Genomic DNA, 22,691 nt, shown 5'->3' with positions numbered 1-22,691 from the left:
TGCGGCGCGCCGAACCTCGCGAGGTCAGGCCGGCGAGAGCTTGAGCGACGGCACGGCAGCCGCCGGTCCGTCCCCCCACAGCAGGGCAGACCTGCGGCGGTAACCCGGCCCGAAACCGTGCAGGAGTACGAAGCGGGGAATGGCGGGGATCACGCCCATGATCACCTCGCGGTCCTCCGGCGGGAGTCCGTCGACGATCCAGGGCGCTTCGGCTCCCAGTTCCCTGAAGCCCTTCGGCTTGACGAAGTACTCCGTCTCTACTGCGAGGTACTCGTCGGTCGTCAGTGCGGATCCGACGATTGGCATCATCTCCCGTTCTTCGCGCCTCAGGTGCGGCAGAAGGACGTCGCCGAGTCCGGCCAGCGCCGCAAGCACGCCTTCCCGCGTGGACCCGTCGTCGTGGTAGGCCCGTGCGGCCTCCTCCACCCGGCGCATCGCGGGAGCGATCCGCTTGTGGTCGGCATCCATTTCGTCGAGCAGTGCACCCGCCGACGGATTCTTGACCCGGATCAGTGGCCACAACCCGGCGTCCTCGGCGGTGTGGTGCATGTGCAGGACGTTCATCACCCACAGGACGTGCGATGCCAGCGCTCGACGGCGTCGGCCCTCCGGGTACGGCTGAGTCTCGAGTGTGAGGCGGGTTCGTTCCAGGTCGCGGCGAAGCGCGCTGTGAACGATCCCCATGTTCCGCATCTTGGCGGCGGTGCGCAGATCGGTTTCACGGCGCTCCCCGCTCCTTGCCCTCATGGCACTGTCCTTCCCTTCGTCCGCGCCGAGCGGTCAAAGGCGAATCGAATGCGTCGCGCCCCGCCCTGTTGACCACGTTCTCGAAGGCGCACCGGACATCGCGGCCATAGCGGTCGACCCCGCTCAAAGGGACGGGTCGACCAGTGGAATGGCGTGGCATTCCGGATTGCGTATATTGGGTACAACTAGGTTGTACCTAAAGTATGGGAGCGGTGATGGCCGACGTCAAGAGGCGCTACGACGCATCCGGCAGGCAGCGGCAGTCCCGCGAAAGACGGCGCGCGGTGGTAGTCGCCGCACATGAGTTGTTCGAGCGTGACGGCTTCCGGGCCACCACAATGGCGGCGGTCGCCGATCGGGCGGGCGTCTCGGTAAAGGGCCTGTACAAAGCCTTCGGGAGCAAGGCTTCGCTGGCGAAGGCGGTGTTCGATCTCGCGATCGCCGGTGACGACGAGTCGGTGTCTGTCGCCGACCGACCCGAGCAGCAGGCGATGTTCGCCGAGCCTGATGTGCGCCGCAAGATCGAGATGTTCGTCCACGGTCTGGCACAGCGCCAGCAGCGGTCCGCCAAGGTGCTGATCCTGATTCGCGACGGACGGCATGTGGACGACTCGCTGATCCCGGTCTGGCAGCAACTCAACGATGAAGGCCTGACCGGAATGGAGATGCTCGGACGTAACCTGCTGGCGACCGGCCGACTTCGCCCCGGCATCGAAGTCGACGAGGTGCGCGATGTGCTGTGGATCTACCTCGCGATCGACATCTACGAGCGACTTGTCCTCGAAAGGGGATGGACGCTCGACAGGTATGCGGACTGGATGACACGAACGGTCATCGCCGCCATCTGCCCGTAGCCGTGTTCGCATCGCCAGGCACCGTGATGCCGGGCCCGCCACCGCCGTTCCGACGGTCGACGCGCCGCCGCCGGTGCACAGCACCGGCGGCGGCACCTTCGCGTCAGTTGCCTCGGGCGATCCACTCCTCGAGGTGCGGGGCCTCGGTGCCGATGGTGGTGCCGTCGCCGTGCCCGGTCCGCACCGTCGTCTCGGCCGGCAGGGCGAAAAGCCGGTCCCGGATCGAGCCGATGATCGTCGGGAAGTCCGAGTAGGAGCGGCCGGTGGCGCCGGGTCCCCCGGAGAACAGGGTGTCGCCGGAGAACAACTCCCCCGCCTCCGGCAGGTACAGGCAGGTCGAGCCCGGCGAGTGACCGGGCGTGTGGATCGCCTGGATCTCGGTGCCCGCCACCGCGATCCGCTGCCCGTCCTCGAGCGACCGGTGCGCGACCTCGGGGTGTGTCATTCGCCAGAGCACGTCGTCGGCCGGGTGCAGCAGGATCGGGGCGTCGAGTCGCTCCGCCAGTTCCGGTGCGACGGTGACGTGGTCGTTGTGGCCGTGGGTGCAGACGATCGCGACCACCTTCCGCCCACCGACCGCGTCGACGATCGGCTGCGCGGTGTGGGCGGCGTCGACGATCACCACCTCCGAGTCGTCACCGATCAGCCAGATGTTGTTGTCCACCTCCCAGGTTCCGCCGTCGAGTTCGAACGTCCCGGAGGTGACGACGCGGTCCACCCGCAGGCTGTGTCGATTCCCCGTCGCTCCGCTCGCCCCGGCACTCACAGCACGACCACCGAACGCAGCACCTCGCCGCGGTGCATGGACTCGAACGCCTGCTCCACCTGGTCGAGCGCGATCCGCTCGGTGACGAACTTCTCCAGCGGCAGCCGACCCTGCTGGTAGAGGTCGACGAGCATCGGGAAGTCACGCTCGGGCAGGCAGTCTCCGTACCAGGACGACTTGAGCGAGCCGCCGCGGGAGAAGAAGTCGACCAGCGGCATCTCGAGCGTCATGTCGGGGGTGGGCACGCCGACCAGGACGACGGTGCCGGCGAGGTCGCGGGCGTAGAACGCCTGCTTCCACGTCTCCGGGCGGCCGACCGCGTCGACGACGACGTCGGCGCCGAATCCGCCGGTGAGCTCCTGCACGGCCTCGACGACGTCCTCGACCTCGGAGGCGTTGATCGTGTGGGTGGCACCGAGTTCCGTCGCCCACTCGAGCTTGCGGGGGTCACGGTCGATCGCGATGATCGTGCCCGCGCCCGCCAGTCGCGAGCCCATGATCGCCGCGTCGCCGACGCCGCCGCAGCCGATCACGGCCACCGAGTCGCCGCGGCCGACGTTGCCGGTGTTCATCGCGGCGCCCATGCCTGCCATCACGCCGCAGCCGAGCAGTCCGACGACAGCCGGGTCCGCGGACGGGTCGACCTTGGTGCACTGTCCCGCGTGGACGAGGGTCTTGTCCGCGAACGCGCCGATCCCCAGCGCGGGCGAGAGCTCGGTGCCGTCCTCGAGCGTCATCTTCTGCGTCGCGTTGAAGGTGTCGAAACAGTACTGCGGGCGGCCCCGCTTGCACGCCCGGCACTGTCCGCACACGGCCCGCCAGTTGAGCACGACGAAATCGCCGACCTCGACGGAATCGACTCCCTCACCGATACTTTCGACGACTCCCGCGGCCTCGTGGCCGAGCAGGAAGGGGTACTCGTCGTTGATCCCGCCGTCGCGGTAGGTCAGGTCGGTGTGGCACACGCCGCACGAGGCGACGGCGACGACGACCTCGCCCGGGCCTGGATCGGGAATCGTGATCTCCGCGATCTCCACCGGTGCACCCTTGGCGCGCGCGATCACTCCCCGTACCTGCTGCGGCATGGCCTGGTCTCCTCACTTGTCGACGGCGCGAGTGCGCACAGTGCGATACCCGCATGTCGACCGTAACGCGGCCGGCATGCCCCAACGACCTGACCGAAAGGATGGTGTCGCCTGACCGAAGTGCGGGGTGGACGGGTCCGGTTTGTCGAGTCAGGTCAGGGCGCCGGCCGGACCCCGGCCTCCACCGCGACCGCCGCCGCCTCGCCCCGGGTACCCACGTCGAGCTTGCGGAGCACCGCCGTGACGTGGAACTTGACGGTGCTCTCGCTGACCTGAAGCCTCTCCGCGATCACCCGGTTACGCCGGCCCGCGACGAGATGCTCGAGTACCTCCACCTCGCGCGGCCCCAGTACCGACAGCGTGTGCCGGCTCCCCGCCTCCGGCGGATCCAGCGGCAGCACCGCCGACAGTCGTGACCCCCACCCGGGCGTCGATTCCGACTCGTAGGTGCCGCCGAGGGTGTCGACGCGAGGCCGCAGCTGCCTGTCCAACTCAGCGAGGTCGGCGACGCCGCGGCCGTCGTCGCGGACATCGATCAGCAGGCTCGCGCCGTCGCTGCCCCACGACACCCGCAGCCGACGCAGCTCGGGCTGTACCACCAGACCCAGCACAGCGCCCCGCACCACCGCGCGGGCGGCGTGGGCGACCTCCCCGGGAAGGCCCCGGCCGCCCACCGGTGGTTCGACCAGCTCGACGTCGACACCCTCCGGAACCAGCCCACGCAGTTCGCCGCGCAGCCGGGCGAACGCGGTGGTCGCCGCCTCCTCCGCCAGCTCCCGATGCCGATCGACCGCCGAACGCAGCCCGATCAGCGCCGACGTCGCGGACTCCCGCGCGGTGACCCGGGCCCGGGCATCGTCGAGGTCGGGTGAGCGCAGCGTCGCAAGAATCGTCTCGAGCGTCGCCGCATGCGCCCCGGTGAGTTCGGCGATGGTGCGGGCTCGCTCGGCTGACGCCGCCCGCGACTCGGCGAGGTAGGCGGGGCTCGCGTGTCCGACCTGGAGGGTGATGCCGAGCGCGACGACCGCGAACAGCGACGCCAGCAGGTCCGTGTCCGTATCGGTGTCCGCGATGTCGCCCGGCACGATCACGAGGAGGGTGTCGGTGCGGTCGAGAATCGCGAGCGTCGGGTGTTCGCGCCCCGCGAGGACCGCGCTCCCGCGCCGTGCCCGCGACGAATCCGGCTGCGCCGGACCGAGTTCGGTCCGTAGCCGATCCAACTCGGCGACCGTCACCCGCCCGGTGATCCGCGGATCACCCGCCACCTTGCGGGGCCGGCCGGTGCACTCGCGGGTGAAGATCACCAGCGCCGAGTGCGGGAACAGCGGCGCCAGCAGCATCGAGAACCGCCGACCGATCTCCGGCAGCGGGCCGACGAGGACACTGCGCAGCCCGTCGAGGAGGGGCTGCTCGGCGCTCCACGTCGCGTTGATCGCGGTCGTACTGCTCACGCGCTGCACCCTATCGGCAGCCACCTCTCAGCCTGTCCGGTGCACCGACTGCGGCGTCAGGTAGGCACCCAGGCCCTCGATCCCGAACTCGACTCCGAGTCCGGAGTCCCCGCGACCACCGAACGGGGCGCTGTGGTTGGAGGCGAAGAAGTTGATGCCGATCGACCCGGTGTCGATGCGGCGCGCCACCGCCATCGCGGCGTCGGTGTCTCGCCCGAACACGATGCCGCCCAGGCCGAATTCGGTGTCGTTTGCCAGGGCCACCGCCTCGTCCACGGTGTCGTAACGCGTGACGGTGACGACAGGTCCGAAGATCTCCTCGCGGGCCACCCGCATGTCCGGGGTCACGTCGGCGAGCACGGTCGGCACGACGAACCAGCCGCGCTCGGTCTCGGCCTTCGTGCCACCGGTCGTGACCCGGGCCCCCTCCGCCCGCGCCGACTCCAGGAATCCGAGCACCGTCTCGTACTGGGCCGCGGTCGCGGACGGGCCGAACTCGGTGTCCTCGTCGAACGGGTCGCCCTGCTTCGCCGCCGCGACGGTGCGGGTGACCATGTCCACCACCTCGTCGTACCGCTGCGCCGGCGCGAGGATGCGGGTGGCGATGTAGCAGGTCTGGCCGGTGTTGCGCATGCAGGACCGGATCAGCACGTTCGACATCGCGTCCAGATCGGCGTCCGGGAGCACGATCGCCGACGACTTCCCGCCGAGTTCGAGGGTCACCGGGCGCAGCAGTTCACCGCACGCGGCCGCGATCCGACGGCCGACCGCGGTGGAGCCGGTGAACGCCACCTTGCGCACCTTCGGATGCCGCACCAGCAGGTCGCCGGTCCGGCCCGCCCCCGTGACGAGGTTGATCACTCCGGCCGGAATCCCGGCCGCCACCGCCGCGTCCACCACGAAGCGGATCGACAACGGCGTGGTCTGCGCCGGCTTGATCACGACCGTGCAGCCGGCGATCAGCGCCGGCGCCAGCTTCGCGACGACCAGGTTGATCGGGAAGTTCCACGGCGCGATCAGCGCGCACACCCCGACCGGATCACGATGGACGACGGTCTCGCCCGGCCGGTTCGGGTACGGACGCACGTCCGGGGCCTCGAGGTACGGCGCCAGCGACGCGAAGTAGCGCAGGATCCCCGCCGCGTTCGCCGCCGCGCCGCCGGTCTCCGCGATCGGGCTACCGTTCTCGCGGGTGTTGGTCCAGGACAACGGTTCCGCGCGCTTGACCACCTCGTCGGCGAAACGCCGCAGGTACTCCGCCCGCGCCGACGGCGCGAGGTCGGACCACCCGGCGCCGCGGAACGCGCGGTCCGCGGCGCCGACCGCGCGGTCCACGTCCTCCGCGGAGGCCTCGGGCACCGACCCCCACACCTCCCCGGTAGCCGGGTCGACGACGTCGATGCGCTCGCCGCCGCTCACCCGCACCCACGCCCCGTCGACGAAGATGTCGTCGACGTGGGTGTACGGCAGGTCCAACGAGTCGCGCGTCACTGCGGCACCCTTCACCGCAGTACCTCCGTCTTGAGCAGTGCCCGCGAGCGGACCAGGTCCGCCGCCGCGATCGCGACCGCGGCCTCGGTCTTGAACTCCGGAACGATCTCGCTCTCGAGTCGATCGCAGTAGCGGGCGGGGGTCAGCGCGAACCACGACGACGCCAACGCGATTCCCGTGGAGCAGAACCGCCACAACCGGTCCGCGTCCCGCACCAGCGCGTCCTCGAGCGACTTCGCGTCGGGGCGGGTGTCGTGGCCGTCGACTATCGCACAGACCCGGCCGACGAAGTCGGCGTCGTAGCCGAGTGGCGGCAGCACCTCCTCGGCGATGAGGCAGCCCTGCCGCTCGTGCTCGAAGCGGATCTCGGCCTTGCGCCAGTCGCCGCTGAATCCTTCGGAGATGATGCGTGATTCGTCGACGCGGCCCCAGCCTGTGTCGTGCAGCAGGATCGACACCCGCACCAGCAGTGCGTCCGCCTCCGGATGGGCGGCGCAGAGCCGTTCTGCGTAGGCGAGCGAGATCGGAAGGTGAATGTCGTTGCCGCGTGCGCGGGTCTCGGGAATCACCGACTTCCAGATCCGGTCGAGGTCGGTGCCGGCCGCCGCGGACAGCTCGATCGGCGAGGTGTCGACGGGACGGTTGGTGGTGATGAGCATGGTGTTCCTCGGTTCTCGTGGCCGGTGGGCCAGGTGCGATCAGGCCGCGGTCGTGATGGTCTTCAGGGCGGTGGCGGGTTCGGCGGCGAGGTCGGCGGGAATGTTCCCGCGCTTGGCCAGGGCATTCTTGACCGCCATGAAGTCGAGCGGGTGGTTCACGCAGTCCGCGGCGATGATCTGCCCGGACCGGTAGTAGAGGACGGAGAACTTGCCCTTGGCGTCGTCGCGGCGGACCACTGTGTGGTCGTATCCGGTCGACAGCCCGGCGATCTGCAGCTTCAGGTCGGCCTGGTTCGACCAGAACCACGGAATCCCCGCGTATTCCGACCTCCGTCCGGTGAGCGAGTAGGCCGCGACCTTGGCGTGCTCGATCGCGTTGTTGACGCTCTCGATGCGGATCCGGTCGCCCGCCGCCGCGCCGGGCACCGGGTTCGGCATGTTCGCGCAGTCCCCGACCGCGACGGTCACGCCGTCGGAGGCCAGCGCGTACTCGTCGACACGAATTCCGTTGTCGCACAGCAGTCCGAGCGACTGTGCCAGCTCGACGTTGGGAATCACCCCGATGCCCACGAGCACGATCTGCGCCGCGATCACCCGGCCGTCGGCCATCCGGACCGCGGTGACGGCGCCGTGGACACCCTCGACGGCCGCGATCTGCGCGTCCAGTTCGATGTCGAGGCCCCGCCGGCGGTGCGCGTCGAGGAAGAACTCGGAGGTCTCCGGGCCGACGGCGCGCCCCACCAGCCGCGGTCCGGCCTCCAGAACGGTGACCCGCTTGCCCATCTTCAGTGCGCTCGCGGCCGCCTCGAGCCCGATGAACCCACCGCCGATCACGACGACGTCGGTCGCGCCCGGCATGAGCGCCTTCAGTGCCAGCGCGTCGTCGGCATTGCGCAGGTACACGACCCCGGACAGCTCGCTGCCCTCGAGGTCCAGGTGCCGGGCGCGCGCACCGACCGTCAGGGCCAAGCGGTCGAACGGGAAGCGCGCCCCCGATGCGGCCGTGGCGACGCCCGAACCGTCCGACTCCCTGTCGATCACCGTGATCCGCTCGCCCTTGACGAGGCGGATCCGGTGTTCCTCCCAGTATTCGGCCGTCCGGAAGATCAGCGACTCCGAATCCACCGCGCCCTGCAGGAAGTCCTTGGACAGCGCCGGACGCTGGTACGGACGGTGGTCCTCCTCGCCGAGCAGGGTGATCGGCGGCTCGTATCCGAGGGCCCGCAGTGAACCCGCCAACTGCACGCCCGCCTGGCTTGCGCCGATGATCAGCAGGCCGGTGTTCGACTTCTCCGTAGTGGTGTTCATTTCTACACTTGCGTTTCCGGCGTGCTCACGTGCAGATCCGAGTCCACGGTGAGCTTGATCTGGCAGGACAGGCGGGAGCAGTCCTCCCGGTCGATCGCGGTGCCGTAGAGCATCTCGTCCTCCATCTCGTCCAACGCGGGGAGCCCGGCGAAGTCGTCCTCGCGGACGAAGACGTGGCAGGTGGCGCAGGACAGCGAACCACCGCACTCGGCGACGATTCCCGGAATCCCGTTTTTCATCGCGAGCTCCATCACGGATTCGCCGACGTTGCCGTCGACCACGCGGGTGGCGCCGCCGTGATCGGTGAAGGTGACCTTGGGCATGGGTGTCTCACTCCTAGATGAACTGGCGTCCGCCGTCGACGACGAGGGTCTGCCCGGTGATGTACTTGCTGTCGGGACCGGCGAGAAACAGTGCGGCACCGACGATGTCGTCCGGCTGGCTCGCGCGCTTCAGTGCGCCCCGGTCGACGCCGTAGTTCTCGGCGCCCTCGATCAGGCCGTGGCTGGCCTCGGTGAGGGTGAAGCCGGGGGCGATGACGTTGACGGTGATCGACCGGCGGCCGAGTTCCTTGGCCATCACCCGCGTGAGCGCCACCACCCCGCCCTTCGAGGCGACGTAGTGCATCCACTGCTCCGAACCGCTGAGGATGGTCGCCGACGAGACGTTGACGACGGCCCCGCCTTCGCGCAGGTACGGACTGCACGCTCGCGCACACATCCACGGCCCCTTGAGGTTCACCTCCATCACCCGGTCCCATTCGGCCGGGTCGATCTGCTCGAACGGACTGCGGGTCACCGCGGCGTAGATGGCGGCGTTGTTGACGAGCACGTCGATCCCGCCGCCGCCGAACTCGGCGACCTCCGACGCCATCTCGTCCGTGGACTCGACCGACGTGACGTCGACGGTCACCGCGACGGCGTCCGCGCCGCGGTCGGCGACCAGGCCGGCCGTCTCCCTCGCGCCGGCGCCGTCGATGTCCGCGACCGCCACCCGGTATCCCCGCTCCGCGAAGCCCAGGGCGAACGCCCGCCCCAGCCCGCCTGCGGCGCCGGTGATCAGCACGGTCCGCACGTCGTCCGCCATCACGACTCCAGGATCGTGACGACGCCGGTGCCGCCGTCGACGCGCAGCAGCTGACCGGTCACGATCTGCGTCGACGCCGAGCCGGTGCCGGTGACGGCGGGCAGCCCGTACTCGCGGCAGACGATCGCGGCGTGGCTCATCATGCCTCCGATGTCGGTGACCGTCGCCCTGATCTTGCCGAAGATCGGCCCCCAGGACGGGGCGGTGATCGGCGCGACGAGGATCTCGCCCTCCTGGACCTCGGACAGCTCGTCCGCACTGGTCACCACGCGGGCGACACCTTCGACGACACCGGGCGAGGCGGCCATGCCGCGCAACCCGCCGGAGGTGTCCTCGTCGTCGCTGAGCCACTGCTGCACCTGCTCGGTGGTGATCCCGTACAGCATGCTGGTGAACGGTTCGGTGATGAACTCCGGCGGCGTGTTCAGCGCCGGCTCGGGTCGCCGCGACTTCAGCGCGTCGACGATCCCGCGGCGGCGCTCGATCTCCCGGGGCCAGTAGCTCGGACCGATCGGGGCCGCGCCCACGCCCCAGCCGGTGGCGAGGTCGAACAGCGCCTCGCGGACCTCACCGCGGCTCAGGTACAGCAGGTCGTCCGGCTGCTCCCAGAAGCCCTCCTCGTGCATCATCCGCGACAGCTCGCGGACCTTGCGCCAGAACACCCCCATCGTCCAGTGCTCGATGTAGAAGTTGTGGTTCTCCACGTACGGGTATGCGGTGCGCGCCAATTCGAGCTTGGCGTCGAACGTGTCCCGGTCCTCGCCGCTCAGCAGGTCACGGTACTCGGCGGCGACTCGGACCCGCTCCGCCGCCAGCGCCTCGACGGGCCGCATGATGTCCTGCCCGGCCAGCAGCCGACGAATGTAGTCGGCGATGTAGGCGAGGGGGATGTCCTGGTGCTCGATCCAGTACTTGTCGTGGCCGTAGAAGCCGTTGCCGACCGTGAAGTTGAACCACGGGTCCTGCGCGGCCCGGTAGGCGGCGAGCCACTTCTCGCCGTTCGCCGCGGCCGCGATCCGGCCGAGGGTGCCGTCGACCTCGCTCGGGTCGTCGAACAACCCGTCCAGACCGAGCTCGACGGCCAGCGTCGCCAGCGTCTTCAGCTCGTCGTCGGGCCGGAACAGCTCCATGTCCACGCCCTGCACCATCATTGCGATCGCCTGATCCGGGATGTTCGGGAACACCTCCTTGCAGAAGCCGAAGAAGTCGAGATACGCGATGTACCCGAGGTTGAGGAACTCGAAGTGGTACTGCCAGTTCTGGTAGCACAGCTGGATCAGCCGGTCGAAGTTCTCCAGCAGCACCTCGCTGCCGTCCTTCGCCTTGCCGGACGTGATGTCCTCCATCGGCACCATGTCGGGCAGCTTCGCGAACTCCAGCCCGGCCATCTCGTCGATGGTGGTGCGCACCTTCTTGTGCCACTCCTCGAGCAGCCGCTCCCAGTTCTGGTAGTAGTACGCCGCCCGCTCCTCGAAGTGCGGTACCCGCGCCTCGAACTCCTCCTCGGGCGCCGGGATCGGCGACATGTACAGGTAGCCCAGATGGATGCGGAACTCGATGCCGTTCGAGTTCGGGATCAGCAGGTGCCGAGTGTTGTACTGGCCCAGGCACTTGACGGCGAACTCACCGCCGATGGTCTCGAACGGCTTGAACACCGTCGGCCAGTGCTGGCTGTCGCAGAACCAGAACTTCTTGTCCTCGGCCTCCTTCAGGCTGTCCTGGAAGACCATGTTGTACGGGTACAGCTCCTGCCACCCCTGGGCGCCCTCCGGCGTCTCGAGGTCGAAGGGGCTGGGGAAGGACTTCATCGACATGGGATGTTCCTCAGGGTTCGTGGGATGGGGCGTGGGTCAGCGGTGGGACTGGGGGCGGGTCATCGACTTGGTGATACCGGACATGACCAAGCCGGTTCGCGGCTTCGCCGGCGCGTCCGTGGGCGGGGTCGTCGACGCAGCGGACACGGCGGGCTTCGACGACCAGACCGTCTCCGGGCGGGACTGCAGCAGCAGCAGGTTCTCGCCGTCGGGCAGGTCCGCGTCGAGGGCCCATTCGATGTCCTGCGGGCACCCGTAGTGCTTCTCGGCGCGCTTGGCGATCGTCGCCACCGTCCGCAGGTCGGCATCGGACATGCACCGGCGCTCACGGCGCCGTGGTTCCACCTCCCGCTCGATCAGACTGTGGGACTCGGCATCCGGGATCAGCTCGGCGTGCTTGGCGCCGACCGTCTCGGCCACCACGGTCAGCATCACCTTGTCCAGGACGATGTTGTCCGGGGTGACCAGACCGGAGACCACCATCTCCCCGACGCCGTAGGAGGCGTCGACGACGATCTTCGACCGGTCGCCGTTGGTCGGGTCGAGGGTCATCGCGACACCGGCGACCTTGGCGTTGACCATCTTCTGCACGGCGACCGCCATCGACAGGCCCTCGTCCGGGATGTCGTTCTTCAGTCGGTAGGTGATCGCGCGGCTCGTGTACAGCGACGCCCAGCACCGGCGGATGTGCTCGGCCACCGACTCGCGGTCGGTCAACCAGAGGTAGGTGTCCTGCTGGCCGGCGAAGCTCGCGTCGGGCAGGTCCTCGGCGGTCGCGGAGGACCGCACCGCCACCGGAACCGGCTCGTCGAAACGCGACTGCAGGCGTTCGTAGGCCTCGATCGTCGACTGTCGCAGACGGTCCGGGACCGGTCGCGAGGTGATCGCGTCGCGGATCCGGGCCGAGACCGCGTCCACCTGCGCGACGTCGTCCGGGTCGAGATCCGCCAGCAGTCGCGCGATACCGTCGGCGATACCGGATTCGGCGACGAAGTCGTCGTACAGCGCGGTGGTGACCGCGAACCCGGGTGGGACCGGCATGTCGGCCTGAGTCATCGACACCAGCGATGCGCACTTGCCGCCGAGCAACTCGTGCCGCGGCGCGGTGTCGTCGTCGAAGAACTGGATGTAGGGACGCTCGTCCGCTCCGTCCCACCGAACCGGCACCGCGTCGGGCACCCGGAACGACAGGTTGTCGCCGAACGTGATCGCCTCGGGATCGACAAGCTCGAGGTCCGGGGCCAGCGTCAGCACCTGCTCCACCGCGATCCGCGCCTGCAGCTTGGCAAGCATGTTGCCGAGGCAGTAGTGGATGCCGAAGCCGAACGCCAGGTGCTCGCGTGCGTTGCCGCGGGAGATGTCGAAGACCTCCGGGTCCTCGAAACGGGCGTCGTCCCGATTCGCGGACCCCATCAACAGCAGCACGTTCGCGCCCTCGGGGATCGCGGTCCCGCCGATCTCGCTGTTCCGCAGCGCCTTCCGTCGCCACCCGACGATGGAGGGGCTGAACCGCAGCACCTCGTCGATGGCGGCGGGGATTCGCTTCGGGTCCGCCGCGAGCGCCTCCCACTGGTCGCGGTGTGCGAGCAGCAGGCGCAGCGTGTTGGAGATCAGCGTCGTCGTGGTCTCGTGGCCGGCGAACAGCAGGCTGTAGCAGACCGACGCGATCTCGTGGTCGCTGATCGGATCTCCGTCCTGCTGCGCACGCACCAGGTCCGCGACCAGGCTGTCACCGCCCTCCGCGTGCGCCTGCGCCACGAGCCGCAAGCACTCCTGCCAGTACTCGACGAGGTTGTGCGCGTGCGGGATCTGCTCCTCGTCGGTCAGGTCGCCCCACGTCATCGCGGCCCGCGAGTCGGACCACCGCTTGAAGGTGTCCACCTTGCCCGTGTCCGCGCCGATCAGCGTCAGGATGGTGACGGTCGGCACCTCGTAGGCGAGGTCCCGCAGCAGGTCGCCACGCCGCTCCGGTCGCGCGAGCATCGCCCGCAACTGGGTGTCGACGTTGTCGCGGATGAACGGTTCGAGGGCCTTGTACCGGCGCGGGGTGAACGCCTTCGACACCACCTTGCGGATCCGGGTGTGCTCCGGGGGAATCCGCGCCGACAGACCGGAGTACGCGGTGAATCCGCCGTCCTCCATGATCTTTCGTGCCTGCGGACCGCGCTCTCGGACCGGTGCCTGAGCGTTCTCACTGCTGAAGGTCTCCCAGTCGTCGAAGACGGCCTTGACGTCCTCGTACCGGGTGACCACCCAGCAGTCGACCCGCTCGTCGTACATCACCGGTTCGTCGGCGCGCAGCTGGGCGTAGGCGGGGAACGGGTCGGTCATCGAGAACGGCTCGTAGCCGTGGTGAGCGACGGGACAACCGACGGCGGGCTCGTGATCGGTCGGGGCAGGCATGGGAACTCCTGGAATCGGATCGGATACGAAACGGGTGATGTCCGGGACGAGAGTCATTGCGCGACCTGCGCATCGAGTGCGCGGCGCTGCGGGGAGTGGTCGATCGAGGCGATCGCGGCGAGGGCGCGCGCCATGGCACGGGCGGGCTCGGTGTGGAGGTACGCGTGGGTCCGGGCACCGACGAGTCGGAGGGCCTGGTCGGGGCGGAGGCCGAACCAGCGCTGCACCGTCGCCAGTCCGTGCGGGGTGAGGCGCCACAGCTTGTCGGCATCCTTTACGACGGCATCGCTCGGGCTCATCGCCTCGGGGCGGCTGTCGTGGCCGGCCACGATGTCGACGACCTCGTCGACGACGGCCGGATCGCGCCCGAGATCCTCGAGCACGACGCGGGCTATCCGGGCGCCCTCGGCCTCATGGACCCGGACCAGTTCAGGGTGCCGCGGCCTGGGCGCGATCGCCTCGAGCACCTGGTCCTCGGGCACCCGGGACCAGCCCGTGTCGTGCAGCAGGATCGCGGGGAGCACGATCTCGGCGCGCGCACCGTCCACGACCTCGAGCAGGGCCTTGGCGATTCCAAACGCATATGTGGTGTGGACGTCGTTGTCGCGCACGTGCAGGTGCTGCACCGCCCGGTCCCAGACGTCCTGCTCGGCCGGGGCCATCTCGATCAGGCCGGGGACGTCGGCGGACTCGGGGACGAATGCCGACACGTCGCGGCCGAGCAGGCCGTCCCCGTGAGCCGACCCCCGAGACGGGGCGGTGATACTGGTCTCCATGCAATCCTCCTTGTGATGGAGACCACCCTCTCGCGCCGCGGGCAACCGACCTAGCTATTGCTTCCGTTCAACGGAAGAGCCGAGCCAGAAGGTTCGAATTGCCTGTTCAACAGGCTGAGGAAGGCCGCGAAAGAGCTTCTCGAGCCGGACGACCGTCCCCCGCATCGAGGGGAGGAACCGCGGGATCTCGGCGAAGCGCACGCTGGGCAACACGATGCCGACGGCCGCGACGACGTCGCCCCGGGGCGCGCGCACCGGCACCGCCACCGAACAGAGCCCGAGTGCGATCTCCTCCTGAGTCTGTGCATACCCGTCCTCGCGCACGACCTCCAGCTCACGAGCGAGGCGACGTGGGTCGGTGATCGTGTAGCGCGACCGCCGTTCGAGCGCGTGTGCCAGGTAGGCCTCGCGGAACCAGTCCTCCTCGTAGGCGAGAAGGACCTTGCCGACGGCCGTCGGGTGCAGCGGGAGCCGGGCGCCGACCCGGGCAATCCGCGGCACCCGGCGGCTGCCGTAGATCCGGTCCACGTAGATGACTTCGGTGCCGCGCCGGACGGCGAAGTGGACGGTCTCGTGCGTCAGGTCGAACAGGTCCTGGAGCGGCGGGTGAACGATGTCGCGCAGCCGCCGGCCGGCATTCTGGCCGATCTCCCACAGCCGGATGCCCACCTGATAGCGCCCGTCCGGACCGCGCTGAAGTGCACCCCACTGCTCGAGCTCGGCGACGAGGCGGTGCACCGTGCTGAGCGGCAGTCCCGCAGTGGTCGCGATGTCGGTCAGCTGCAGCGGCCCCGGCGCGGATTCGAAGGTCTCGAGGATCGCCAGCACACGGGAGGTCGTGGTCCGCCCCGGCTCGCGTGGTTGTCCGGCCATTGTCACCTCTGTCCTGTCGACCGATCTCAGTCAGCCGTTCCGTCGGTATCCTGTCGCGGGCCCGGACCCGCCGACGACGGCGCCCCGGCAGATCGGCCGAGGCGCCCCCGCGCGGAAGCCTTGGACCAGCGTCGGTAAGCAGATGACCCGCTCGGAGCCGTGCACCGGGTCCACGGTTCGTCGCGAGTCACGCTACGGCCTCGAGACGATGTGCATCGGTGGCGGGCAGGGCCTTGCTGCCGTCTTCGAGCGCCTGGCTGCAAAGGAGGAACGCCGAAGGCCCCCACTCGGTCGAGTGGGGGCCTTCGGCGGCAGTTCGACCTACGCCGACTTGTCGCGGCGCTCGCGTTCCGGCTTGCGCGGCACGATCGTCGGCAGCACGTTGTCGTTGACCGTCTCCGCGGTGACGACCACCTTGGCGACGTCGTCGCGGCTGGGGATGTCGTACATCACCGGCAGCAGGACCTCTTCCATGATGGCCCGCAGCCCACGGGCACCGGTGCCGCGCAGGATCGCCTGGTCGGCGATCGCCTCGAGCGCGTCGGAGGAGAACTCGAGTTCCACCCCGTCCATCTCGAACAGCCGCATGTACTGCTTGACCAGTGCGTTCTTCGGCTCCGACAGGATCTGGACCAGCGAGTCCTTGTCGAGGTTGGTCACCGAGGCCAGCACCGGCAGACGCCCGATGAACTCGGGGATCAGACCGAACTTGATCAGGTCCTCCGGCATCACCTCGGCGAAGCGGTCCTGGGTGTCGAGCTCCGCCTTCGAGTGCACCTCGGCGCCGAATCCGATGCCGCGCTTGCCCACTCGGTCCGAGACGATCTTCTCGAGACCCGCGAACGCACCCGCCACGATGAACAGCACGTTGGTGGTGTCGATCTGGATGAACTCCTGGTGCGGGTGCTTGCGTCCGCCCTGCGGCGGCACGCTGGCCTGGGTGCCCTCGAGGATCTTCAACAGCGCCTGCTGGACACCCTCGCCGGACACGTCCCGGGTGATCGACGGGTTCTCGCTCTTGCGGGCGATCTTGTCGACCTCGTCGATGTAGATGATGCCGGTCTCGGCGCGCTTGACGTCGTAGTCGGCGGCCTGGATCAGCTTGAGCAGGATGTTCTCGACGTCCTCGCCGACGTAGCCGGCCTCGGTCAGCGCCGTCGCATCTGCGATCGCGAACGGGACGTTGAGCATCTTCGCCAGCGTCTGCGCGAGGTACGTCTTGCCACAGCCGGTGGGGCCCAACATCAGGATGTTCGACTTCGCCAGCTCGACGGTCTCGCCCCGCACCTCCCGGCCCTTGTCCCCGGCCTGGATGCGCTTGTAGTGGTTGTAGACCGCGACCGCGAGGGTCCGCTTGGCCGCGTCCTGGCCGATCACGTAGTTCTCGAGGAAGTCCCGGATCTCGGCCGGTTTGGGCAGCTCGTCGAGCTTGACCTCACTCGACTCGGCGAGCTCTTCCTCGATGATCTCGTTGCACAGGTCGATGCACTCGTCGCAGATGTACACACCCGGCCCCGCGATGAGCTTCTTCACCTGCTTCTGGCTCTTGCCACAGAAAGAGCATTTCAGCAGGTCGCCGCCGTCACCGATGCGTGCCATCTCGTCAGGTCCCTACTTCCTTCTCAGCTGCACTAGCTACGGAGCCCGCCGGACTCCGCGAGCGGACGGGTCTCGAATCCCGGACCCTCCGCGGGCGAATGCCCCTCATGTGACGGTACCCGCACTCCGGGAACCAGGTCACTTCTTGGCGGGGTTTCGCGCCGCCTGTCGCGGCGGCGCGCGGCCCGGACCCGTGACGGGTCCGGGCGGCGCGGACGACTACTTCTGTGCGGAAAGCTTCCGGTACTCGAGCACGTCGTCGATGATTCCGTACTCCTTGGCCTGCGCGGCCGTGAGGATCTTGTCGCGGTCGGTGTCCTTGCGGATCACGTCGGCGTCCTTGCCGGTGTGCCGGGCAAGGGTCTCCTCCATCAGGCGACGCATGCGCTCGATCTCGGCGGCCTGGATCTCGAGATCCGAAACCTGACCCTGGATTCCGCCGCTCGACGGCTGATGGATCAGCACGCGGGCGTTCGGCAGGGCCAGGCGCTTGCCGGGGGTACCGGCCGCCAGCAGCACCGCGGCCGCGGACGCCGCCTGGCCGAGGCAGACGGTGGTGATGTCGGCGCGCACGTACTGCATCGTGTCGTAGATCGCCATCAGCGAGGTGAACGAGCCACCGGGCGAGTTGATGTACATGGTGATGTCGCGGTCGGGATCGAGCGACTCGAGCACCAGCAGCTGCGCCATCACGTCGTTCGCGGAGGCGTCGTCAACCTGCACGCCGAGGAAGATGATGCGCTCCTCGAACAGCTTGTTGTACGGGTTGGACTCCTTGACGCCGTAGCTGGAGTGCTCGATGAACGACGGCAGGATGTAGCGGGACTGCGGCGCGGCCGGTGCCTGGCCGCCTAGAGCGCGGGGATCGAAGAGGTTGCTCATCAGTTCTCCAATGGATGAAGTGGACGCAGGACGGGGCGGGCCGGCTCAGTTGCCGGCGCCACCGGCCTCGCGTGCGCGGGAGACGACGTGGTCGACGAAGCCGTAGTCGAGGGCTTCCTGCGCCGTGAACCAGCGGTCACGATCCGAGTCGATGGTGATCTGCTCGAGCGTCTGACCGGTGTGCTCGGCGATCAGCTCGGCCATCTCGCGCTTGGTGTGCTTGAACTGCTCCGCCATGATCGCGATGTCGCTGGCCGAGCCGCCGATTCCGGCCGACGGCTGGTGCATCATGATCCGCGCGTGCGGCAGGGCGTAGCGCTTGCCCTTGGTACCTGCCGAGAGCAGGAACTGGCCCATCGACGCGGCCAGGCCCATGCCGAAGGTCGCGATGTCGCACTCCGCGAACTGCATGGTGTCGAAGATGGCCATGCCGGCGGTGACCGAGCCGCCCGGCGAGTTGATGTACAGGGAGATGTCGCGCGTCGGATCCTCCGCCGAGAGCAGCAGGATCTGGGCGCAGAGCTTGTTGGCGATGTCGTCGTCGACCTGGGTACCGAGGAAGATGATGCGCTCGCGCAGCAGGCGCTCGAACACCGAGTCGCTGAGGTTCAGGCCCGAAGTGGCCGAAGTCATGGCGGGACTCTGAAAAGTCCCCGGGTTCTGTGAAGTCACGGTACCTGCCTTCTCCATAACTGAAACGTTGGTTCTTGTCACTGACACTAACGAACAGGGACGGCCCCGGAGTCCCGGTGCCGTCCCTGTTCGCTGTAGGCGTGAAACCTAGCTCTCGTCGGACTCCGCGGCCTCGGCCGAGTCGTCGGCCTTGCCGTTGCCGAACATCTCGGCGGTGTCGACGGTCTCGCCGGCGGTGTCGGTCACGGTGAACTTCTCGACGACCGAGGCCAGCGCCTTGCCGCGACGGACGTCGGCGAACACCGCGCCGAGCTGACCGGCCTGCTGGACCTGCTGGATGAACTGGTCGGGCGAGATGCCGTAGCGCTGCGCCTGGAAGATGATCCGCTCGGTCAGCTCCTGCTGGTCGACCTGCGTGCCCTCGGCCTCGGCGATCGCGTCGAGCAGCAGCTGGGTCTTGACGCTGCGCTCGGCGGCGTCGGTGGTGTCCTTGTTGAACTCCTCGCGGCTGCTGCCCTGCTCCTCGAGCAGCTTGTCGAGGGCGGCCTCGTCGTGGTCCAGGCCGTGCACGGCGTCGTGCAGTGCGGCGTCGACCTCGGCCTTGACGATGGCCTCGGGCAGCGGGACCTCGACGGTCTCGAGCAGGGTCTCGAGGACCTTGTCGCGGATCTGACCGGCCTGCTCGACCTTGCGGACGCGACCGACACGCTCGGTCAGGTCGGCCTTGAGCTCCTCGAGGGTGTCGAACTCGCTCGCCAGCTGGGCGAACTCGTCGTCGGCCTCGGGCAGCTCGCGCTCCTTGACGGTGCCGACGGTGACAGTGACGACGGCCTCCTTGCCGGCGTGCTCACCGGCGACCAGCGTGGAGGTGAACTCCTTGGACTCGCCGGCCTTCAGACCGATGAGCGCCTCGTCGAGGCCCTGGATCAGCTGACCCGAGCCCACCTCGTGGGACAGGCCGCTCGCGGTGGCCTCCGGGACGGCCTCGCCGTCGACGGTCGCCGCGAGGTCGATGGAGACGAAGTCGCCGTCCTGCACGCCCCGCTCGACGCCCGTGAGGGTGCCGAAACGCTGACGCAGCGAGAGCAGCTGCTCGTCGACGGCCTCGTCGGTGATCTCGACCGGGTCGACGGTGACGGTGAGCGCGCTGTAGTCGGGCAGCTCGATCTCGGGGCGGACGTCCACCTCGGCGGTGAAGGTCAGCTGCTCGCCGTCCTCCAGCTTGGTGATCTCGATCTCGGGCTGGCCGATGACCTTGACCTGGCCGGCCTCGACAGCCTCGGAGTAGCGCGAGGGCAGTGCGTCGTTGACGACCTGCTCCAGCACGGCGCCACGGCCGACGCGGGCCTCGAGCAGCTTGGCCGGGGCCTTGCCGGGACGGAAGCCGGGGAGACGGATCTGCTGCGCGAGGGCCTTGTATGCCTTGTCGAAGTCAGGCTTGAGCTCCGCGAAGGGCACCTCGACGTTGATACGGACCCGTGTCGGGCTCAGCTGCTCGACGGTGCTCTTCACGGACATGCTCCTTCGTGTGGTCTTACTAGTTGCCATGCGGCACTGATCTTCAGCACCGCACATGTTGCGTCGTTGTTCCTGGTCGGGGTGACAGGATTTGAACCTGCGACCCTCCGCTCCCAAAGCGGATGCGCTACCAAGCTGCGCTACACCCCGTTAGGTCCGCAAGGCTCCGGCGACCGCAATGTTGCGCTGCGGCGACGACTCCGGAACGAATCCTACGGGCACCCGATTGGCGATGACAAAGCGAGGTTATGTACAGTCTGACTCGCAGACGACATCAGTGGCGATCCCAGGTTGTCGTATGCGCGGGGATGTAGCTTAGTGGTAAAGCCTCTGCCTTCCAAGCAGATGATGCGGGTTCGATTCCCGTCATCCCCTCCACGTTCTTCACAGAGCCCGTCGTCGACCTCGGTCGGTGGCGGGTTTTTTCGTGCCCGCCGACGCGCCCGCGCAACGACGAACGCGAAACATGTTTGGCATCAAGCGATTCCAGCGCAAACCTCGCAGACGTCCCCAACCGGCCCGATCGCCGGGACGCGGCACGCCTCCGCCCTACTCCGGAAGTATCGGCACACTGACGCCCCGGTCCCGGCCGAGCAGGGCCGCGCGGGTGACCGCGACCGCGCCGAACTTCGCCCGCAGGACGTCGAGGGTGGCGTCGAGTTCCCGGCCGCGCTCCGGCGGTGCGGCCGCGCCCGCTCCCCGGTCGAAATCCCGCTCGAACGGCAGCGCGAGTTGCTCCGCGCCCTCGTCGTCGAGGTTGGTGAGCGCCACCCCGACCAGCGTCAGCCCGCGGTCGGCGATCATCGGCCGCGCCGCGGTCAGCAGTTCCCGGGCCGTCACGAGGATCACCTCGGTGCGGGCCGACGCCTGCCCGAGGGTCCGCGAGCGGGTGATGCGCTCGAAGTCGCCGAAGCGCAGGCGCAGCACCACCGTCCGGCAGGTCCGGCCGGCCGCGCGCAGCCGCCGCGCGACCCGGTCGACCAGCGCGGCCAGCGCTGCGTCGACCTCGGCCGGCGAGTGCGACCCGCGGCCGAGCGCATGCTGCGCGCCGACTGAGTGCCTGCGCCTGCCGGTCTGGACCGCCCGCGGGTCGCGGGCCCAGGCGAGCTCGTGCAGGTGGCGGGCCGCAGCCACGCCCAGCACCGTCGCCAGCTCCCGCTCGGACACCTCGGCGATCTGGCCGACGGTGCCAATCCCGTAACCGCGCAGCTTGCCCGCCGTCACCTTGCCCACCCCCCACAGCCGCTCGATCGGCAGCGGATGCAGGAAGGCCAGCTCACGGTCGGGCGGCACCAGCAGCAGGCCGTCCGGCTTGCCCACCGCACTGGCGACCTTCGCAAGGAACTTGGTCCGGGCCACGCCGACGGTGATCGGCAGACCCACCCGCTCGCGCACCGCGCCGCGCAGCCGGGCTGCGATCTCGAACGGGGTGCCCGACACCCGGGCCAGTCCCCCGACATCGAGGAACGCCTCGTCGATCGAGATGCCCTCGACCAGCGGCGTGGTGTCGGCGAACACCTCGAACACCGCCCGGCTCGCCTCCGCGTACGCGAACATCCGCGGCGGGACCACCACAGCCTGCGGGCACAGCCGCAGTGCCTGCGCGGCGCTGCTCGCCGTGCGCACCCCGAACGCCTTCGCCTCGTAGCTGGCCGCGAGCACCACACCCCCGCCGACGATCACCGGCCGCCCGCGCAGCGTGGCGTCGTCGCGTTGCTCGACCGAGGCGTAGAAGGCGTCGAGGTCGGCGTGCAGGATCGTCGCCGTCGCGGCGGACCGCACCGACGGGACGGCCGCCTGCCCCGGGATCTCCGAACCGAAAATGGACACGAACACATGTTCCCACCCAGCACCGACATGCCGCCTGTCCCGACCGGATCGCCGGTACGCTGGGCACTGTCCGGATCGCTCCTTCGGGAAGGCTCCAGTGGAACTCCTTCTGATCGTCGTCATCATCGCCGCCGTCGTCTACCTGGTCATGCGGAGCCAGAAGCGCTCGGCCGGCCACGCCGCCAACCAGCTCGAGGATGCGAAGGCCGACGCACGCCAGGCCATCGAGCGGCTCGCCGGCCAGGTGTACATCCTGACCGGCACTGACACCGCCTCCAAGCAGGCCTTGGCGGACGCCTCCGAGCGGAACATCGCCGCGGGCTCCCAGATCGACCAGGCCACCACCCCGGCGCAGGCCCGACTCGCCAAGCAGACCGCGCTCGAGGGGCTCTACTACATTCGCGCCGCCCGCACGGCCATGGGCATGGACCCCGGCCCCGAGGTGCCCAGCATCGACGGCCAGCGCGCCGCCGGCCAGGTCACCGAGGACCGCGAGGTCGACTTCGAGGGGCGACAGGTTGCCGCGTCACCGAACCCGTCGCAGCGCACCCCGAACTACTATCCCGGCGGCCGGGTCGCGGGCCGTCCGGTGCCCGCCGGCTGGTACTCCGAGCCGTGGTGGAAGCCGGCACTGGTGGCCGGCGCCTGGGGCGTCGGCTCGATGCTGCTGTTCTCGACGATGTTCAGCGGCATGGCGGGCGTGCCCTACGACGCCCAGCATTTCGAGGACGGCCAGGGTGACGGCAGCGACGCCGGTGCCGACGGCGGCGCGGACGGTGGTGCCGACGGCGGAACCGACGGGGGCGGCGAGGACTTCGGCGGCGGTGACAACTACGCCGGCGGTGAGGACTTCGGTGGCGGCGGGTTCGACGGCGGGGGCTTCGACGGCGGGGGCGACTTCGGCGGCTTCTAGTTC

General features: G+C 69.0%; 20 protein-coding genes, 2 tRNA genes and 1 pseudogene. 3 read left to right on the top strand and 20 right to left on the bottom strand.

Annotation, left to right across the window (positions count from 1 at the left end; genetic code table 11):
* Nucleotides 1–24: 24 nt before the first annotated feature.
* Nucleotides 25–747, bottom strand: coding sequence for a hemerythrin domain-containing protein (locus tag RT2_RS11645; RefSeq protein WP_307718209.1), 723 nt, complete (start codon nucleotides 745–747; stop codon nucleotides 25–27).
* 215 nt (nucleotides 748–962) lie between these two features.
* Here RT2_RS11645 and RT2_RS11640 point away from each other — a divergent pair, with 215 nt between their 5' ends.
* Nucleotides 963–1,601, top strand: coding sequence for a TetR/AcrR family transcriptional regulator (locus RT2_RS11640; protein ID WP_072845019.1), 639 nt, complete (start codon nucleotides 963–965; stop codon nucleotides 1,599–1,601).
* Between the two features lie 103 nt (nucleotides 1,602–1,704).
* On the opposite strand, the gene RT2_RS11635 is transcribed toward RT2_RS11640, so the two are convergent.
* From RT2_RS11635 to RT2_RS11550, 18 genes and pseudogenes are all read right to left on the bottom strand, one after another.
* Nucleotides 1,705–2,325, bottom strand: a complete 621-nt coding sequence (locus tag RT2_RS11635) for an MBL fold metallo-hydrolase (protein WP_072845018.1) — start codon at nucleotides 2,323–2,325, stop codon at nucleotides 1,705–1,707.
* Nucleotides 2,326–2,363: 38 nt separating this feature from the next.
* Nucleotides 2,364–3,452, bottom strand: coding sequence for an S-(hydroxymethyl)mycothiol dehydrogenase (locus tag RT2_RS11630; protein ID WP_072844941.1), 1,089 nt, complete (start codon nucleotides 3,450–3,452; stop codon nucleotides 2,364–2,366).
* Nucleotides 3,453–3,607: 155 nt separating this feature from the next.
* The gene (locus tag RT2_RS11625) at nucleotides 3,608–4,885 is read right to left on the bottom strand and encodes a helix-turn-helix transcriptional regulator (RefSeq protein WP_072845017.1); all 1,278 of its coding nucleotides are present in this window, start codon (nucleotides 4,883–4,885) and stop codon (nucleotides 3,608–3,610) included.
* Nucleotides 4,886–4,930: 45 nt separating this feature from the next.
* The gene (locus RT2_RS11620; protein WP_072844940.1) at nucleotides 4,931–6,409 is read right to left on the bottom strand and encodes an aldehyde dehydrogenase family protein; all 1,479 of its coding nucleotides are present in this window, start codon (nucleotides 6,407–6,409) and stop codon (nucleotides 4,931–4,933) included.
* Nucleotides 6,406–7,053 (bottom strand): HD domain-containing protein, encoded by a 648-nt coding sequence (locus tag RT2_RS11615; protein WP_072844939.1) that lies wholly within the window; start codon nucleotides 7,051–7,053, stop codon nucleotides 6,406–6,408. The genes RT2_RS11620 and RT2_RS11615 overlap by 4 nt, the downstream gene beginning before the upstream one ends.
* A gap of 39 nt (nucleotides 7,054–7,092) precedes the next feature.
* Nucleotides 7,093–8,361 (bottom strand): NAD(P)/FAD-dependent oxidoreductase, encoded by a 1,269-nt coding sequence (locus tag RT2_RS11610; protein WP_072844938.1) that lies wholly within the window; start codon nucleotides 8,359–8,361, stop codon nucleotides 7,093–7,095.
* 2 nt (nucleotides 8,362–8,363) lie between these two features.
* A complete protein-coding gene (locus RT2_RS11605) occupies nucleotides 8,364–8,684 on the bottom strand; it encodes a 2Fe-2S iron-sulfur cluster-binding protein (protein ID WP_072844937.1) in 321 nt (106 codons plus the stop codon).
* A 13-nt stretch (nucleotides 8,685–8,697) separates the two neighbouring features.
* Entirely contained in the window at nucleotides 8,698–9,447 is a 750-nt protein-coding gene (locus tag RT2_RS11600) for an SDR family NAD(P)-dependent oxidoreductase (RefSeq protein WP_072845016.1), read from the bottom strand.
* Nucleotides 9,447–11,261 (bottom strand): PEP-utilizing enzyme, encoded by a 1,815-nt coding sequence (locus RT2_RS11595; RefSeq protein WP_072844936.1) that lies wholly within the window; start codon nucleotides 11,259–11,261, stop codon nucleotides 9,447–9,449. Before RT2_RS11595 ends, RT2_RS11600 begins: the two co-directional genes overlap by 1 nt.
* A 36-nt stretch (nucleotides 11,262–11,297) precedes the next feature.
* Nucleotides 11,298–12,428: a PEP/pyruvate-binding domain-containing protein gene (locus RT2_RS11590; protein WP_255312530.1), complete on the bottom strand. Its 1,131-nt coding sequence runs from the start codon at nucleotides 12,426–12,428 to the stop codon at nucleotides 11,298–11,300.
* Nucleotides 12,411–13,664 (bottom strand): annotated as a pseudogene (locus RT2_RS11585) (cytochrome P450); the annotation flags it as partial. The gene RT2_RS11590 and the pseudogene RT2_RS11585, both read right to left, overlap by 18 nt.
* Before the next feature lie 53 nt (nucleotides 13,665–13,717).
* Complete coding sequence (locus RT2_RS11580; protein WP_072844935.1) at nucleotides 13,718–14,440, bottom strand: HD domain-containing protein; 723 nt, start codon at nucleotides 14,438–14,440, stop codon at nucleotides 13,718–13,720.
* A gap of 54 nt (nucleotides 14,441–14,494) precedes the next feature.
* Nucleotides 14,495–15,313, bottom strand: coding sequence for an IclR family transcriptional regulator (locus tag RT2_RS11575; protein WP_072844934.1), 819 nt, complete (start codon nucleotides 15,311–15,313; stop codon nucleotides 14,495–14,497).
* A 321-nt stretch (nucleotides 15,314–15,634) separates the two neighbouring features.
* Nucleotides 15,635–16,912, bottom strand: coding sequence for an ATP-dependent Clp protease ATP-binding subunit ClpX (clpX, locus tag RT2_RS11570; RefSeq protein ID WP_072844933.1), 1,278 nt, complete (start codon nucleotides 16,910–16,912; stop codon nucleotides 15,635–15,637).
* 219 nt (nucleotides 16,913–17,131) lie between these two features.
* Complete coding sequence (locus tag RT2_RS11565) at nucleotides 17,132–17,794, bottom strand: ATP-dependent Clp protease proteolytic subunit (RefSeq protein WP_072844932.1); 663 nt, start codon at nucleotides 17,792–17,794, stop codon at nucleotides 17,132–17,134.
* A 45-nt stretch (nucleotides 17,795–17,839) separates the two neighbouring features.
* Nucleotides 17,840–18,427 carry an ATP-dependent Clp protease proteolytic subunit gene (locus RT2_RS11560; protein WP_072844931.1) on the bottom strand — a complete coding sequence of 196 codons (588 nt, stop codon included), beginning with the start codon at nucleotides 18,425–18,427 and terminating at the stop codon, nucleotides 17,840–17,842.
* A 147-nt stretch (nucleotides 18,428–18,574) separates the two neighbouring features.
* Nucleotides 18,575–19,939 carry a trigger factor gene (tig, locus tag RT2_RS11555; RefSeq protein ID WP_169888308.1) on the bottom strand — a complete coding sequence of 455 codons (1,365 nt, stop codon included), beginning with the start codon at nucleotides 19,937–19,939 and terminating at the stop codon, nucleotides 18,575–18,577.
* A gap of 79 nt (nucleotides 19,940–20,018) precedes the next feature.
* Nucleotides 20,019–20,095 (bottom strand) — tRNA-Pro (locus RT2_RS11550).
* Between the two features lie 154 nt (nucleotides 20,096–20,249).
* Between RT2_RS11550 and RT2_RS11545 the strand changes: the two genes are divergently transcribed.
* Nucleotides 20,250–20,323: transfer RNA gene (locus RT2_RS11545), tRNA-Gly, on the top strand.
* 171 nt (nucleotides 20,324–20,494) lie between these two features.
* Here RT2_RS11545 and dinB read toward each other — a convergent pair.
* The gene (gene dinB / locus RT2_RS11540; RefSeq protein WP_072845015.1) at nucleotides 20,495–21,769 is read right to left on the bottom strand and encodes a DNA polymerase IV; all 1,275 of its coding nucleotides are present in this window, start codon (nucleotides 21,767–21,769) and stop codon (nucleotides 20,495–20,497) included.
* Nucleotides 21,770–21,872: 103 nt separating this feature from the next.
* On the opposite strand from dinB, the gene RT2_RS11535 reads away from it, so the two are divergent.
* Nucleotides 21,873–22,688: a GA module-containing protein gene (locus RT2_RS11535; protein ID WP_072844929.1), complete on the top strand. Its 816-nt coding sequence runs from the start codon at nucleotides 21,873–21,875 to the stop codon at nucleotides 22,686–22,688.
* The last annotated feature ends 3 nt before the right edge of the window (nucleotides 22,689–22,691 follow it).

The sequence above is a fragment of the Rhodococcus tukisamuensis NBRC 100609 genome, from assembly GCF_001894985.1.
GTDB lineage: Bacteria > Actinomycetota > Actinomycetes > Mycobacteriales > Mycobacteriaceae > Rhodococcus_G > Rhodococcus_G tukisamuensis.
This window is presented reverse-complemented; position numbering and strand designations above follow the sequence as displayed.

What these genes read in the sequence shown, in the direction of transcription:
- RT2_RS11565 (WP_072844932.1), bottom strand. Translation starts at nt 17,794, where the DNA reads ATGAGCAACCTCTTCGATCCCCGCGCTCTAGGCGGCCAGGCACCGGCC.
- RT2_RS11610 (WP_072844938.1), bottom strand. Translation starts at nt 8,361, where the DNA reads ATGAACACCACTACGGAGAAGTCGAACACCGGCCTGCTGATCATCGGC.
- RT2_RS11640 (WP_072845019.1), top strand. Translation starts at nt 963, where the DNA reads ATGGCCGACGTCAAGAGGCGCTACGACGCATCCGGCAGGCAGCGGCAG.
- RT2_RS11595 (WP_072844936.1), bottom strand. Translation starts at nt 11,261, where the DNA reads ATGTCGATGAAGTCCTTCCCCAGCCCCTTCGACCTCGAGACGCCGGAG.
- RT2_RS11600 (WP_072845016.1), bottom strand. Translation starts at nt 9,447, where the DNA reads ATGGCGGACGACGTGCGGACCGTGCTGATCACCGGCGCCGCAGGCGGG.
- RT2_RS11630 (WP_072844941.1), bottom strand. Translation starts at nt 3,452, where the DNA reads ATGCCGCAGCAGGTACGGGGAGTGATCGCGCGCGCCAAGGGTGCACCG.
- RT2_RS11645 (WP_307718209.1), bottom strand. Translation starts at nt 747, where the DNA reads ATGAGGGCAAGGAGCGGGGAGCGCCGTGAAACCGATCTGCGCACCGCC.
- RT2_RS11580 (WP_072844935.1), bottom strand. Translation starts at nt 14,440, where the DNA reads ATGGAGACCAGTATCACCGCCCCGTCTCGGGGGTCGGCTCACGGGGAC.
- RT2_RS11575 (WP_072844934.1), bottom strand. Translation starts at nt 15,313, where the DNA reads ATGGCCGGACAACCACGCGAGCCGGGGCGGACCACGACCTCCCGTGTG.
- clpX (WP_072844933.1), bottom strand. Translation starts at nt 16,912, where the DNA reads ATGGCACGCATCGGTGACGGCGGCGACCTGCTGAAATGCTCTTTCTGT.
- RT2_RS11605 (WP_072844937.1), bottom strand. Translation starts at nt 8,684, where the DNA reads ATGCCCAAGGTCACCTTCACCGATCACGGCGGCGCCACCCGCGTGGTC.
- RT2_RS11560 (WP_072844931.1), bottom strand. Translation starts at nt 18,427, where the DNA reads ATGACTTCGGCCACTTCGGGCCTGAACCTCAGCGACTCGGTGTTCGAG.
- RT2_RS11615 (WP_072844939.1), bottom strand. Translation starts at nt 7,053, where the DNA reads ATGCTCATCACCACCAACCGTCCCGTCGACACCTCGCCGATCGAGCTG.